The following is a 14,829-nucleotide window of genomic DNA, read 5'->3' as shown; positions in this document are numbered from 1 at the left end:
CCGACGGTCCCGACGCTCGCGGGCAGCTCGTCGGGATCGAGGGGGCAGCCGGGAGCGACCCGCACCCCGAACCGGCCCGGCGCCCACCGCTCGGCGTCCCGCAGCGCGTCACGTGCCGGTCCGGCCAGCAACCCGAGGTCCAGCACCCCGAGCCCTCCGGCCCGCTGCACCGCGGCGACCAGGGGCGCGGACGGTTCAGCGAACGGCGTGATCACCACGACCAGCTCGCGGGCGTCGAGCGGATCGCGGTCGGCGGGATTGGCCGGCGAGGCCACGGGTGACGCGCTGGGTGCAGTGGTCATCGGCTGGTCCTCCCGACCGGTCCCCGCCTGGGGCAGGGCGCTGAGGGGGCAGAGGCTGCGGGGGCTGTGCTGGTCCGCATGGGCGGGCAATCGCTGGTCCGGATAGGCGGGTAATCGCTGGTCCGCGTGAGCGGGTATCTCAAGGGCAGGCGGACAGCCGGCAGACCCGGGGCCGACGGCGCGTCCGCTGCCGCCCGATCGCCGCGGCGGCACATCGAGGCCATAGAACTCACCCACCGAACCAGCATGATCGACTTGTTCCGGACGACAGGACCGCCCGCATCATCCAGACCTCCTGGTCAGTGCCGCCGGGACGGCAGACATCCGGGAAGCCGCATCCGCCCTGAGTATGCGAAAAGCGAACCAACCCCCAACAGGCTGTCGCGGAACTGGTGTCCCCCGGTCCCACGGCGGCCGCATCCGGTTAGCCGACACGGGATTGCCAACGTGCGCGGAATACTAGCCGGCCCGGTTGGGATCATTGCGTGGTGCCGGACCACAGCGTTGATCGTGGGCCCGTCGGACCACTGGCGCGGTCGCCGTGACCAGGTCCGGACGGCATCCGGTCGCCCGCTCGCCCACCGCCGGACATCGATGAGGATGTCGCGGATCGGGATTACACAGAGCCTGCAGGGGTGTGCACCGGGCGACGTCATCAATCGCCGCGGCCATCGATGGAGGTTACGAATGAGTATCACGCAGGTCGCTATCCCGGTCGCCGGTCGCAGCGATTTCTCTTCGGTATCGATCACCCAATGCGGCGATGAACAGATGTGGCTACTTCCCGGCAACACACGTCCGCATGCGCAGGGCCTGGAGAAATCGGATGCGAGGACGACGCCCCGGGAGGTATGGAACTACGGGCGGGCACCGTCCTGAAAATCGATCGTGGTCGCCGCCGGCCGGGTCAGGCGCTGACGGGCGGGGACTGACTCCTTCAGACCCCATGCGGACCAGAAGGGACATCGGCCAACCTAGTCACAGCGCGCCATCGATCGCAAGCTTATCCGATCAACTTTCCGGCAACGACCTCAATAGGGATGCCAATGGCAACATTTCAGCTACAATAAGCGACAGTCGTCGCGGAGCGCGCAGGACATGACCGTCGGGACCGGTCAGGCGAGGCCAGATCGATTACCACGGACCGGCTTTGTTACTCGAGTGGGATCATCGACACGCGACCGTCGGCACCGGGAACGGACACGCAGCGTGTCCGTTCCCGCCACTGTTCGATCATCGGGACCGGCCTCTCGCCTCATCCCTTCGCGCCGAAATGCCGGCGGCCCCGACGGAGAGGTCGATCATGATTGCCGCCATCGGAGGATCAGGTGCCGGCGACCGCGCCCCGCGCGGTCGCGCACCGGGGTTCGCGGCTCGGATCGAGGTCGTAGATCATCGGCACCGCCGCGGATCCCGCGGATCCCGCGGATCGAACATCCACGGCAGCAGCCTCATGACCTCATGACGTCACAGTTTCAGGGCCGCGGGTTGCCGGGGGCCGCGAACGCGCTCGTCTCCCGCTGCCACGCGATCGCCAGCTGGGTCCGGTTCGTGCACCCCGTCGCCACGAGCGCATGGGTGAGATGGTGCTTTACCGTGTCGATGCTGATGCACAACGCCTCGGCGACCTGGCGGTTGGAACGGCCTTCGGCGACGAGACGGACGACGTCGCGCTCGCGCGCCGACAGCTTGCCCGCGACCGACGGACCCGGGTCCGCCCGGATGTAGAACCGCAGAAGGTTACCGAGGTGCCGACCGAGAACCGCCCCGACGGCGCGGTCCCGCGGTCCGAACGCCCCCGGCCGAGAATCCAACAGGGACACCACGGCGCCCACGTTCGACGGACCGAACAGGCGGATGAGCAGCTTCGCGTGGATGCCGTGTGCCCGCAGAAACCGCTCCAGGCGCATCCGCACCTCCGGGCGTTCCGGGATGCCGAGATCGTCAAGGGTGGCGAGCCCTCGCTCGCGGACCGAACGCAGGCTGTCCGGATTGCTGAGGGCCTCCAGCTCCCGGTAACGCTCCAGGTAGGGGCCTGCGAGTCGAAGCGCCAGCCCGCGACCGGTGGGCCGGGCGTCCTGGAAGGCGGTCTCGAGCGAGGAGCCCAGGAAGAAGGCGGAATGCCGGTAACCGAGATGCCGGGCCATGCCGTCCAGGGCGAGCTCGCGGAAGGATGCCAGCGACGACGCCCGCTCGCAGTCCTCCACCACGCGCAGGATGCCGCGCAACTCGGCCGCGCCGAGAGCCAGGTCCCGCGGCATCGGCGCGGCACGCGCCACCGGAGCGGACCGGACGGGCGGGCCGCCAGCCGGGACCGCACGGCCGCTGCCGCTCGGCACCTCGCCGCGGCCCATCGGCGAGCCGCCCATCGGCACACCGCTCCCCGGTGGGCCGGAGCGCTGGTGAAGCGGTCGCCCCGCACCGGCGCCGGTGGCGGCGGAATGCCGGGTGGTCGGCGAGCGGTGCGGCGGGGTCAGCGGTGCGGGTGAGCTCGCGGAGACACGCCTCGCGACCCGGCCCGCCGCAGCGGCCTCGGCGGATGTGTCGACGGTCACGCCAATTCGTGGCCGATGTAGTGCGTCCTCACCGATAACATCATGCGGGCGGGAAACTCGGTCGGTCACACGTGCCTCCGGGGGGGGTCAGAACTCAGAACCGGCGCCAGGCCTCGTCCGCTAGGGACGAGGTCGCCAGGTTGATTTCCGGCGAAGTTGGACAGGTGCGGCAAGCGTAGGGCCCATCTCCCTCGCTACGCCAGCGGTCACCCACACCCCCTGATCACACTCACCCCGTACCTTCGGCGCAGCCGGGGAAAACGCGACCTTAACGCACGTAAACGTTTGGGATGACGCCGTCCGGCAGCCCCCGGCAGTGGCTCGAGGTGATTTTTCCCTCCCACTGGCACCACCCGTCGGGGCTACCTCACAAGTACGAGATTGGCTCCCCCGGCTTCGATCGCGGTCGCGAAAGAAGCCAGAAAACGTCCTCCGGCACGGGTGAGCCTCGGATCCCGACCAACATCGACAGCATGAACATTGGTCACGCAGGGTATCCACAACGGCAGCGCACAGTTTCGCCAGCGGCCCGCGGCCTGCCCCGGAGGGGTGGAGTTCCCCGCTCCCTGCACGGACCACCCATCCCATGGTGCCGCTCCACGACGACGACACATCGAGCGCGGACACCATCGAGCGCGGCCGGGGTCCGCGATGTGGCCATGCGCCGATCATCGACCGGCCGAAGCCCCCGGTCGAAGCCACGGCGGGAGACCAAAGCCACAGCAGGAAAGAGGTAGAGGTACGAAGGCGATGACCTTGGGGCGGTCGGTCTTCCTGGTCGTGATGGGTGCCATCCTGCGCTACGCGCTCACCTGGCGCACCACCGGAGTGGATCTCCAGATTCTGGGCCTGATCCTGATCATCATGGGGATCGTGACATCGATGATCTGCCTGCTCCATGCCTTCCTGCCGGCACCGGCACGGGCCACCGCGCGTACCCGCGGACCGGGGCGGACACCGATCGGGCCTGGTCCCGGCCCGATCGGGCGGCACCTCGAACGAACGGCGGCGCTCGGCACATACCGGTACGGCCCACCGCAGCCCGGGTCCGACACGATCCAGACGGATGCCGGCCACCTCGATGCCGGCTACACGGGTCCCGGGTATGACTATTTACAATAGACGCAATTCGCGCGCACGATGTACAGCATCGCGACGCCGTGGCACGTCGAGCTTGCGGTAGATGCTCTTCAGGTGCGTCTTCACCGTGTTCACGGAGACGAAGAGCTCGGCGGCGATCTCGGCGGTCGTCAACATCGTCGGCAGATAGCTGAGGACCGCGAGTTCCCGGTCGCTGAGCCGGTCACCCGCCCCGGGTCCCCGCCCGTCCATGGAACCGGGTGAGCGCTCGCGCGCCCCTGGCTGCCCTAGAGAGATCGGACTCGTTCCCACCCCAAGGCCGTGGCCCGCCGGACCGGAGCGAGGGCCGCGCGGGACGTTGGCCCCCTGACGGTCACAGTTAGGCGGCGCCGAGCGCGCCGCGGGGGTCATAAGGGCCGGACGTGCCTTTCGCCCACTCATGACGGGTTGACGTGGGGTGGCCGGCCACGCGGGAGCGGGCACCGCCACCTCTCCGCTCGGCATCCCCCCGCTCGGCGCCCCCAGGCCGGCCACCCCCACAGGCGGCGCCCCCACGGGCGGCACCCCCGCCCCGGAGACGGCCATGACCGGTCCGCCGTCGGTCGGCGTCCGCGGATTCACCGCGGCGGCGGACGCCATCGTGGCCAGGGCCCGCAGAGTCGACACGAAGAACGGATGTGCGGCGGAGAGACCGGGATGGGCATCCAAGATCGCCAATGGTTCGCCACCGAATTCGAGGAACGGGCCAGCGAGTCCCTCGTCCTCGGCGAGCGCGAGGGCACGCGCCAGCAGGTCGGTGGCACGCCCGTGGTCGTCACGCCGCGCGGCCGCCACCGCTGCCACCACACATGCCGACACCACCGAACCGCCTCCGCCGCCATCCGCCCGCAGCAGAGCCGCCACCGCGTGCTCCGCTCCCTCTAGATCAGCGCACGCGAGGTTCGCCCGGGCCGCCGCGAGCGCGAGAGCATGGTCCGGCCGGCGGGTGTCGGCCAGCTGTCCCAGCAGCTGCCGGGCAGCCTGGGCGTTCCCGACGGCGATCAGCAGGTCGGTCTCGGCGGCGCGCCACAGCGACAGGCACAGCGGCGGTCCGGCCGGCCGTCCTCGCGACGCCAGGAGACGGCGGGCAGCCCGCACATCGTCCGCCTCCCCACGCCGGCATCGCGCCCTCGCCTCCAGCACGACGATCAGATCGAGCAGGTATGGAGGATGCGCCGGGGTGAAGGCCATCCGCGCGAGGTCGAGATGGTGCGTGACGCGCACGTCGTCGACCCGGGCGGCCGCCACCATCGCATGGGCGAGATGCGCCTCGACCAGGCCGGCCGGCATGTCGGTCAGACCATCCGAGGATGCGGGGACGGCCGTGGGATCGACCGGGCTGGCAGTGATCACAGCGGCGGTGGCGACCGCCACTGCCGCGCTGGACTCGGCCTGCCGCAATCGACCTCGCAGCACGTAGGCGAGAGCCATCGCCCCGGACGCCGATGCCTCGACCGTCCGCAGACCGCCATCCCGGGCCGCCGCCATCGCCTCCCGCAACGCCTCCAGCGCCAGGTCGGGACGGCCGAGCCAAAGCTCCGCCTGCCCGCGCGCACACCAAGCCACAGCCGCCACGATCCCGTCGGGACCACCCACGCCCCCGCCACCGCTGGTCGATCGCGCGACGATCCCGGCCGGGCGGTCCGGCTGGGCCCCACCGACGACGGAGCCGGGGCGGGCCGCGCCTTCCCCAATGTGATCATGTCGAACACCGGACGGCTCCAGTCCGGGACCTTCGGCGCCCCCGATGGCCCCGATGGGACCGGCAGGACCAGCAGGGCCGGCAGGACCAGCGGGCAGGAACCGGGGATCTCCCGGCGGCCGCACGCCGACGGGCGGTCGTGGCCGGACCTTCCCCGCGGCCTCCGCCCGCCCCGTCACGCCGGCAACCGCCGGATCAACCGGCTGTGGCACGGCGCCCGGCCTGCCCGGGGACCGTAGCAACCGGCGGGTGATACTCAGCATCTCCTCGCACGCCCCGGCGAGCTCCGCCCGGCGCAGGTCGACAAGATCGGCTCGGACCACGAGCGCGCGACGACGGGACACGACCGCCGCGGCGATGCTCCCCCGGGCCACCTGCAGGCATCTGGTGGCCGCCCCCACCTGTCCCTGGCCCAGCCGGCCCACGGCGGCGACCAGTGCGCACTCCGGCGACCACAAGGCCGGGGAGTCCGGCATCGCCGTCATGATCGAGCTGAACCCCGCGGCGCCGCCGTGCAGGGCGTCCACCATCTCGGGCCCATCGACGAGCAGGCAGGCCGCGTACCACCAGTCCCCGGCATGCGCGGCGTGATGTACCGCATCCGTCGTCCGACGGTGCGCGGCGAACCAGATCGCGGCTCGCAAGTGGAGCTCATCGGTGTCCTCGTCGCCGTCCGCGGCCAACGCGGAACGCAGCACCGCGGCAAGCAGCCGGTGAAAGCGGAACCATCCGCCGTCGTGGTCGAGCTCAACCACGAAGCCGTCGGCGCGCGCGAGTGCCGCCAGAACTTCCTTCCCGCTCACCCGCGCACCTACCGTGGGTGCCGGCGTGTCCCCGGGGCCGCACTCGCCGGGCGGGCCCATCGCCATGCTCGCGGCGTCGGCGTCGGCGTCCGGCGGCGGCGCGGCACGCGAGCCGGTATCCGCCGCCAGGACGCCCGCATCCATCCGCTCGGCCGCGACGGCGTCCGCCAGCGGCCCGGTCATGCGCTCCAGGACACTGGTCCGCAGGAGGAAGCGGCGTACCCGCGGCGGCTTACCGGCTATCACCTCGGCCTGCAGGAAATCGGCGATCGCGGGATGGCCGGCCACGGCGCCGGACAAACCAGCCGTGTCACCGAGGCCACCGGACGGGGATGCGACGGCCGCTTCCCACCGCCCATCCGCCCCCGGCAGTGGTCGTCGCTCCCGTGCGGCGAGCGCCCCGGCCGCCAGCCGCAGCCCGGCCGCCCAGCCCTCGGTGACGTGCACGAGACCGCTCACCGTCGCGGGCGACGCCGTGATCTCCTGCCGGCCCAGGAGGGCGGCGGCCTCCGCCCGGGTGAAGGCGAGATCCGTCGGGCCGATCTCGGTGACCCACCCGGCAGCCCGCAGCCGGTGCAGCGCCACGGGCACCGTCCGGCCCACCAGAATAATCCGGGCCCGGTCCGCGGCCGCGTCGATCAGCAGTTCGAGGCCGTCGAGGTCCGAACGCCGGGTGATCAGATGCACGTCGTCGAGGATCAGTATGAAGGACGCCGGGAGGTCGGCGAGGATGTTGGCGAGCCATCGGTAACGCCGATCACAAAGATCGTCGGCCGCGGGACCGTACCGGCTCCCAAGGCCCTCACCGGCCGGGAGCAGACCGTGTCGTCCCAGCCCGTGCAGCAGCTGCGGCCACAGTGGGAGGCCCGGCTCCCCGCCACGCGGGCCGGGGACGACCGCCGGATCGACCCGCACCCACACGATCGGCGTCTCCCCCCGCCGGCCCGCGGCCCAGGCCGCGACCAGCACCGTCTTGCCCGAGCCGGCCGGGGCCCGCACCACCGTGAGGGGCAGGGCGGTAGCGGCGTCGAGTGCGTCGAGCAGCCGTGGTCGATCGACATGACCCGGCGGGGTCGGCGGGGGGACGAACCGGTTCAGGAGCAGCGGCAGGCTTTCGGGACCGTCCGCGGGATCCTCCTCCCCGGGACGGAGAGCGGCATCCTCCGGACGGAGGGGCCGCCGACCCTCAAAGACGGCGGGACGGGTCCGGACGGAACCGGACATCGGTGACTGTTCGTCGAGCATCCGCACCACCCCCAGCGACAAGCTCGCGCTAGGTAGTGGTACGCCTACTCGGGCGACCGGGCAACCGGGCAACCGATCCGCACCGCCCGCCGTCGAGGGACACCCCGCCCGGGACCCGGCCCTCAGGCCGCGCAGTCCGAGCAGACGACGTGACGGACGTCCGCGAGCTGGCTGCGGTGCTGCACCAGGAAGCATCGGGTGCAGGTGAACTCGTCGGCCTGCCGGGGAAGTACCCGCAGCGACAGTTCCTCGTCGCGTACCTCCGCATCCGGAAGGTCCAGCTCGGCCTCGAGGGCGTCCATGTCGTCCCCCAGGTCCGCTGCCGCACCGGCGTGCTGCGCCTTGAGCGTCTCCAGGCTCTGTTCCTGGAGCTCGTCCTCCTCGACATCCGTGCTTCGCCGAGCGTCGAAGTCACGAGCCATGCGTCTCCTTCCTTTCCCTGCCATCGTTCACCCAATGGGTATGCCAACCCATCGGTCTTGGGTTTGGCCGAGCGTGAGGAGCCATGGAACACGGCACCTCAGGACATCGGCTGGTTACAGTACGCAGTGACCCCAAGGATTGAGGTGACGCGATGCCCTGTGTCCGCATTTCCGGGTGCCTCCACCACATCCAAGGGTCCCGGCCGGAACGCGGATCTCCAGAGCCGAGCGAACGATACGGGGCGGAACCGCGTCAGGCCAGGCAGCACCAGGCTGGCGCGGTGTCACTCCCGCCACAGCCATGATCAAACATCACGACTCCGGTGGACCGCCCGCATCTCGATCGATGCGGCACCGTACACCACCTGGACGCCGCGCCGTCATCGGATGGTCGGAAAGGGCCACGCAAGCCTGGGGGCCGACCCGCCGGATCTAGAGATACAGACCTGTCAGGCCATCGTCCAACCGCTCCGCCGCGACGGCGTGCACGTCCCGCTCCCGCAACAGAACGTAGGTGGTCGAGTGCAGCTCCACCTCGGCCCGGTCCTCGGGGTCGAACAACACCCGATCGCCAACCTGGATGGTCCGCACGGCCGTCCCCACCGCGACGACGTCCGCCCAGGACAGGCGCTTCCCCATATGCGCGGTCGGGGGGATGACGATGCCCGCCTTCGACCGCCGGTCCACGGAATCCTCACGCGGCTCGACCAGCACGCGGTCGTGCAGGAGCCTGATTGGCAGCGCGCCGGACTGCATGACACCCGATTGCGTGCCCACCCCAGCCGCGCCGACCCCGTTGACACCGCCGGACACAACGTTCACAGGGTCGGACACTACCCGCCTTCCAATCACCGGTGACACCCCAGGCGGCATTTCACGACCGCCCGATCGACCGACCACGTCCGCCGGCCGGGACTTCCCACGCCTCCCGGCCGGCATCCACACACCCCACACCTCCCCACCGGAGGGCCCGCCCGGCCGTCCTGATTCCCCGCCAACGTTCCGCCGGGGAATGCCCTCGGGTGACGGGACGCGACGGAGAACGCGATACCCCCACTTCGCCTTATCGGAGCAGAGCCAGCCGAACCTCCCCGGATGGGGAATGGTCTCCCAACGCGGTATAAGCTGCCGCCCATCGCCGCCCGGGCTGGCGCTGACGGGGGGCGAGCCGGTCACCCCTCGATCGTCCGTTGGCGCCCAGGTAACCGTCGGCACGTAACGAACCTCAGGGATGGGGCACGATCATGGCATTGCGCATCAGCGTCGACCTCGATGGGCTACGCTGGGCCGATCTGTTCCGCTTCGTCGATCTCGCCCGCAGCGGCGGCATCAGCGCGGAGGACCAGGTTGACGTCATCACCTACGGCAGTGACCCGATGTCGGTCAGCCTGTCGGCCCGCATCTACCCGGTCTCCGAGGGGTTCCTCTCCACGGAGCAGTCGGACGCATCCGGCGACAGCATGCGCGGCGCCCCGCTCTCGGTCAGCCCCGGGTCCGGCAGCCCCAACGGCTCGGGGTTCGCCTACGACGGTTCCAGCGACCGCACAGCCTCGGCCAACGGTGCCCACTACCCGGCGTTCGACAACGCCGCGGACCGTGCGGTCCCGCAGAGCAGCAACGGCCTGCCGTCCTCCTACAGACCCGGGTACGACGGACCCGCCGAGCGGGGCCTCCAGGCGGCGGGGGGTGGGCACTACCCCGCGTTCGACGGCCAGCCCGACCGCATGCCGCCGGGTGCCGGCGGGCAGTTCGCGGGTTTCGAGCCGTTTGACCGGTCCGCGCCAGGCAAGGAGCCCGGAGGTGCCTCCGGGCAGGTCGAAAGTCCCTACATCGAGGAGTTCGCCAGGCTTCAAGAGGGTCTGATGCGGCAGGTCCGCCGCACGGACGAGGTCCGGCCGGACCGGTCCTGATCTGCGATTAGCGCCTCCACGCGGCCACGCCGTCCGGACTCCGGCTCGGACTCCGGCTCGGCATGACCATGCGGCCCGGCCCGGCGAACCCGCTTCCCATCCTCACCGCACGTAAGGGAGAGGGAACCATCAGCGGCATCTGGCACCGCGGGTCAGAAGCGGAACGTGAGTCAGCAGTGACGGTGAACCCGAACGGGCTACACCCTTCGTGCCCGCTGGCCCGCTATGGTGCATGCTGCCGGTGATGGAGGATTCGCGCCTTGCTGACGTCGAGCAGTATCACGGGCGACTGCGCTCGGAGCTCGACGTCATCGCCCGTGGGCCGGTCCTGGTCGGCCCGAAGATCGTCGAGCATATTCACTCGCTGATCACCCTCATCGACCTTCATCAGCCGAATGAGTTCGACCTCTGTCTGAGCTGCGACCGTCTCTGGCCCTGCGCGTCGATCATCGCGATCACCGGCATGTCACCGGGCGCCGCACCGGACAGCCGGGCGGTCGACGAGGAGGATGAGCAGGCCGCGGGCATCGGGCGAGCGGTCGCCGGACGGGCATCCGGCCGATCGGGTCCGGTCGCGTCTCCCGACGCGGAACGCCCCGGCGCGGAACACCCCGGCCCGGATCCCCGGCCGGTGGCCCCCGAGGGGCGGGGAGCCCGTCCCGGGCCACCCCACCGCGAGCACCCCGCCACCGGCGACGAGGCCAGGATGTTCCCTCCGGCGCGCCCCGCGGCCAGGCCGCCCGCGCCACCGCCACCGCAGTCACCGGTCAGGCCGCCTGCCCCAGTTCCTGGACAGTTCCCCGAGCCGATGCCCGGGGCAGCTGCCCACCTGTCCATGGGGTCCCCGGCGGACTCCGACCACCCGCCGTCCGGGGGACACTCCGACCGTTCGGGCTACCCGCCCCCGGACGCCCACCCCGCCCAGCGGGGTGCTCCGCAGCCAACCGGTGCCCGGCCACGACTGCCCGGCGGGCGGCAACATGCTCCCAACGGATACTCCTCGGACCGGTATCCGACGGGCGGGTACCCCACGGACCGGGACCGGGACCGGTCCACCGCGGACAGCTACCCGCCGGCCGTAAACCCGTCGGTGGCCCGGGGCGATGTCGTCGTGCCGTCGTCCCGGCCCGCTCCCTCGATCTCCGGTCCGGTCGAGATGGCCACGGCCAGGGTCGAGACGCCGCGCCCGATGACCGGAACCGGGCCGGGCGGCCCGTCAGACCCCGGTCACGCGGTGCCGGGGCCCGGACGCCACCAGGGCCGGCCATCACCCCAGCCGGGGCCGACGCCGCCGGAATCCATCCGGTCGGGATCTATGCAGCCGGGATCTATGCATCGCGGGCAGCCCGACCGCGGGCAGCCGGGCCCGGCCGAGTCCCCGGGACGCCCCGCGGGGAACAGGGCGAGAGCCTGGGTAGACCGTCCCCGAGCACCGGAGCGACGCGTGGAACCGGGTGGGCAACCGACGAGGGACCGGCCCGGCCCACGGCCCATCGGCCGTCCCGACCATCCCGGGCCGACCTCCGATCGGAACCCGACCCCGCCCGACGGGCGCGCCCCGGACGGAACCGGTGGTGTACCGCACGGCTCCGGTCGCCGGTACGCGCAACCCGGGATCGACCCGCCGAACTCGTCGCACCCCGGTCGGGCTGCCATGCCGCGAACGGCCGCACGAGCGGATGCGGATGCGGACATGGTGCCGCCTCCCCGCGGCAACCTATCGGCGGCGGCGGCCCGCATCGACCAGACCGCGGTCGACGAGGTCACGCGGGCCTGGATGGCTCGCCGCGAGTCGGTGCTGGACGGCATCGACGTCATCTGACGCCATCCCCCGACGCGGTCACCCGCTCGGCCGTCCCAGCGGGGGAGGCCGACCCGCCCCGGCGCGGCTCCCCGGCCCGACGCCCGGCCGGGGAAACGCCGACGCCGTCCTCGGCGCGTCGCGTCGCCCGGACGTCCCGGTCGCGGTATCCAGATGCGTCGCGTGGCCGTTGCCTGGCTCGACGACCACAGAGGGTCAGGTTTGGGGGGGCGGTCATGGTGGCAGTAACGCGACGCGGCAGACCCCCGCACCGGGATGATGACCGTGCCTGACGACCCCACGGAAGGTGAGGCGTGGCCGAAGCTCTCAGCGCACGCTTCGACCTGCCCGCCGATCCCCGTGCCGCCAGCCGAGCCCGCCGGCTGGTCACCGAGCTGCTCGCCGCTTGGGGCCGCCCGGAGACCGTCGAGGTCGCGCAGCTGCTCGTCAGTGAGGTCGTGACGAACGCGGTGCGCTTCGTCGGTGCCCGCGCCGCCCTGTGCCTCACGCTGTCCCTGCGCGACGACCGGATCCGCATCGCGGTCGACGACGGAAGCTCGCTGTGGCCGGTGCTGAAACCCGCCCACGATGACGACGAGTCGGGCCGGGGCATGCATCTGGTCGCCACGCTGGCGATGCAGTGGGGTGTCGTCGAGATGCCGGACACCCGGGGGTCAGGCAAGCAGGTCTGGTTCGACCTGCCACGCCAACAGGATCCGATCGAGGCGGTCTGCGGCTCCTGACCAGGGCCGCCGACCGATTCCTCCCGAAGCGTCGTCGCGCGACTTCCGGTGGCTAGGTTAGCAATAAGGATGCTTCAGCTGCTGTTCAGCCAAGCCGCATACCGTCGAGCCGCGTACCGTGACGTACGTCTCCTCTGCATCACGACCGTGATCGCACCTGTCGATCCTACGGGGGTAGTCATCGAGACTCCGGTCCTGCTCGGCGCCGAGAGCGCCGCGCCCGCGCCCCCGCTTCCACCACCGGCGGTGTTGACCCGGCAGCTACTACGACGCTCTGGTGCCCACCCGGGCGGCAACTCCGACGACGTGGCTGCAACGGCACCGAACTCTGCAACGGCACCGAGGGGCGAGCTCGTCGCCTCCCCGGCCGGTGACGCCCACGTCTTCGCCGAGCCGCTCGCGCTCCGTCTCGGGCCGGTCCGATCGGCCCGGTCCCGGCGACGCAACGTCCTGCTCGCCGGCATGCTCGCCGTTCCCCTCACCATCCTGGCCGTGCGCTTCCGCGGCGACATGGCCTCACGGCTGGCCGGCGTTCCCGCGCCCCGCTGGCACTGGCTCGTCATCTGCGCGCTCTCCTCGGTCCTGTTCTACTTCGCCAACGGCCTGTCCACGCGGGCGGCCAGCGGCCTGCGGCTCGAGCTACGCACCGCGACCGGCCTGCAGGTCGCGGCGGCGGCGGCGAACCGGATCGTGCCCGCGGGTCTCGGGGCCATCGCGGTCCATCTGCGTTTCCTGGAACGGCGCGGGATGACGCGTTCCGCGGCCTTGGCGGCCATCACGTCAATCAAGGTGGCCGGCGGGGTGGCGCACCTCGGGGGCATCGTCCTGGTCGCCGGCACCCTCAGCGCCTCGGGCATCGGCGCGGCCCTGACTAACCCGCTGCGGTCCACTGTCCAGGGGCTCGGGCCGGGGCCGTTCGTGCTCAGCTGTGGGGCGGTCTGCGCGCTCGTGACGGGCACCGTGGCCCATCCGCGGATCCGGTCGAAGGCCCGGCCGGCAGTGCGGGCCTTCGACACTCATCTGAAGATCCTCGCCCGTTCCCCGTGCCGGACTCTGGTGCTGCTGCTGTCCCAAATAGGGACACGCTTCTTCCAGATCCTCGCGCTCGCCTGCACGGTCTGGGCATTCGGCACCAGCATGACGTTGATGTCCGTTGCCGCGGTCTACCTCATCGGCTCGATGGTAGCCGGCGCGGCGCCGACAGCCGGCGGCATCGGCGCGATCGAACCGGCACTCGCCTTCGGGCTCGCGGCCGCGGGTGGTACGGCGGCGTCCATGTTCACCGCGGTCCTCGTCTACCGCCTGATCAGCTTCTGGCTGCCGGTGCTGCCGGGGATCCTCATGCTGGCCTGGCTGCGCCGCACCGGCGACCTGTAGGCGGGGGGCAGGGGGTCGGCGCGACCGCGGCCCGGGAGCGGCCCAGACGGGCGGGGTGGCCGCTCACCCGCGCCGGGACGACCGGCGGCGACGGCGACGGCGGATCCCACCCACCAGGAGCAGCACACCTCCACCGACGAGAACGACCCGCTCCCAGCGCACCACCCGAACCACAGTGGCGCCGCCGGAGGGTCCGGGCACCGCCCTGCCGTCCAGGGCACCCCCGGTCAGCGTGCCCGCATCCCCCCGCCGGGCCAGGCCATCGGCTCCGACGCCGGCTCCCAGTTCGGGAAGCGCGGGCCCCGGGCCGATCCCGAGGACCGGACCGTACCTGTGGCGCAGTTCGGCGGTCTTCGCCCGCAACTGCACCTGGGCCCGCTCGGCGACGCGGCGCGGGCTGACGATCTCCGCGATGGAATCGATCGTCTCCGCCAGTTCGGCGCGGGTCTCTTCGATCTGTTGCTGGATCACGGCCGGGTCCTGCGGCACCGATGTCGCCCTCTCGTCCGTTGCGAATGGCGGACGCGCTCCCGCGACTGGCGTCGATCGGCGTCGATGGACGCCACGGACATCTCCGTCGGGTGCGACCGGCCTGCAACGATCGTGCCAGACACATCACCGCCCGGCGAGACCAAACGGCCAGTGGCGCGACACGTCACGCGGGCGCACCGACGCACGACGTCTCGCCCCGTCCGATCCCGGTCTCCGTACCGCGCAGATGGCGCCGCGGGCGGAAGCGACCGCCCACCGAAATCCGTCCGGCGGGACATTACGCTGAACGCTGTGCTCGAGGGCCAGCGGTGGTCTGGCCCGGGTGGGCATCGCCCGGGCGACTCCCGCCGCTAGGGTC

At 71.6% G+C, this 14,829-nt stretch carries 11 protein-coding genes; 5 read left to right on the top strand and 6 right to left on the bottom strand.

The window, feature by feature from the left end:
* Both AC08OQ_RS10360 and AC08OQ_RS10355 read right to left on the bottom strand, forming a co-directional pair.
* A partial coding sequence (locus tag AC08OQ_RS10360) for a hypothetical protein (protein WP_476612010.1) occupies positions 1 to 302 on the bottom strand: 302 nt, incomplete at its 3' end.
* A 1,475-nt stretch (positions 303 to 1,777) separates the two neighbouring features.
* Positions 1,778 to 2,857: a helix-turn-helix transcriptional regulator gene (locus AC08OQ_RS10355; RefSeq protein ID WP_476600406.1), complete on the bottom strand. Its 1,080-nt coding sequence runs from the start codon at positions 2,855 to 2,857 to the stop codon at positions 1,778 to 1,780.
* Between the two features lie 750 nt (positions 2,858 to 3,607).
* On the opposite strand from AC08OQ_RS10355, the gene AC08OQ_RS10350 reads away from it, so the two are divergent.
* Positions 3,608 to 3,979, top strand: coding sequence for a hypothetical protein (locus AC08OQ_RS10350; protein ID WP_476600408.1), 372 nt, complete (start codon positions 3,608 to 3,610; stop codon positions 3,977 to 3,979).
* Here AC08OQ_RS10350 and AC08OQ_RS10345 read toward each other — a convergent pair.
* The 3 genes from AC08OQ_RS10345 to AC08OQ_RS10335 form a co-directional block, all read right to left on the bottom strand.
* Entirely contained in the window at positions 3,971 to 7,705 is a 3,735-nt protein-coding gene (locus AC08OQ_RS10345; RefSeq protein ID WP_476605248.1) for a winged helix-turn-helix domain-containing protein, read from the bottom strand. The two genes, AC08OQ_RS10350 and AC08OQ_RS10345, sit on opposite strands and share 9 nt — an antisense overlap.
* A 143-nt stretch (positions 7,706 to 7,848) precedes the next feature.
* On the bottom strand, positions 7,849 to 8,148 hold the full coding sequence (locus AC08OQ_RS10340) for a DUF4193 family protein (RefSeq protein ID WP_476600411.1): 300 nt from the start codon (positions 8,146 to 8,148) through the stop codon (positions 7,849 to 7,851).
* 432 nt (positions 8,149 to 8,580) lie between these two features.
* Positions 8,581 to 8,970 (bottom strand): GroES family chaperonin, encoded by a 390-nt coding sequence (locus AC08OQ_RS10335; protein ID WP_035908101.1) that lies wholly within the window; start codon positions 8,968 to 8,970, stop codon positions 8,581 to 8,583.
* Between the two features lie 422 nt (positions 8,971 to 9,392).
* Here AC08OQ_RS10335 and AC08OQ_RS10330 point away from each other — a divergent pair, with 422 nt between their 5' ends.
* The 4 genes from AC08OQ_RS10330 (at position 9,393) to AC08OQ_RS10315 (ending at position 13,979) form a co-directional block, all read left to right on the top strand.
* The gene (locus AC08OQ_RS10330; RefSeq protein WP_476600413.1) at positions 9,393 to 10,058 is read left to right on the top strand and encodes a hypothetical protein; all 666 of its coding nucleotides are present in this window, start codon (positions 9,393 to 9,395) and stop codon (positions 10,056 to 10,058) included.
* Between the two features lie 1,693 nt (positions 10,059 to 11,751).
* Positions 11,752 to 11,880, top strand: a complete 129-nt coding sequence (locus AC08OQ_RS10325) for a hypothetical protein (protein WP_462186757.1) — start codon at positions 11,752 to 11,754, stop codon at positions 11,878 to 11,880.
* Positions 11,881 to 12,173: 293 nt separating this feature from the next.
* Entirely contained in the window at positions 12,174 to 12,602 is a 429-nt protein-coding gene (locus tag AC08OQ_RS10320; RefSeq protein WP_476600415.1) for an ATP-binding protein, read from the top strand.
* Positions 12,603 to 12,749: 147 nt separating this feature from the next.
* Complete coding sequence (locus AC08OQ_RS10315; RefSeq protein ID WP_476600417.1) at positions 12,750 to 13,979, top strand: lysylphosphatidylglycerol synthase transmembrane domain-containing protein; 1,230 nt, start codon at positions 12,750 to 12,752, stop codon at positions 13,977 to 13,979.
* A gap of 63 nt (positions 13,980 to 14,042) precedes the next feature.
* Here the strand turns inward: AC08OQ_RS10315 and AC08OQ_RS10310 are convergent, their stop codons facing one another.
* Entirely contained in the window at positions 14,043 to 14,468 is a 426-nt protein-coding gene (locus AC08OQ_RS10310) for a DUF3618 domain-containing protein (protein WP_476600419.1), read from the bottom strand.
* Positions 14,469 to 14,829: the final 361 nt, after the last annotated feature.

This window comes from Frankia sp. CcCS3 (assembly GCF_977927575.1).
The sequence above is the reverse complement of the archived record's forward strand: the minus strand, read 5'-3'. Positions and strand labels throughout refer to the sequence as shown.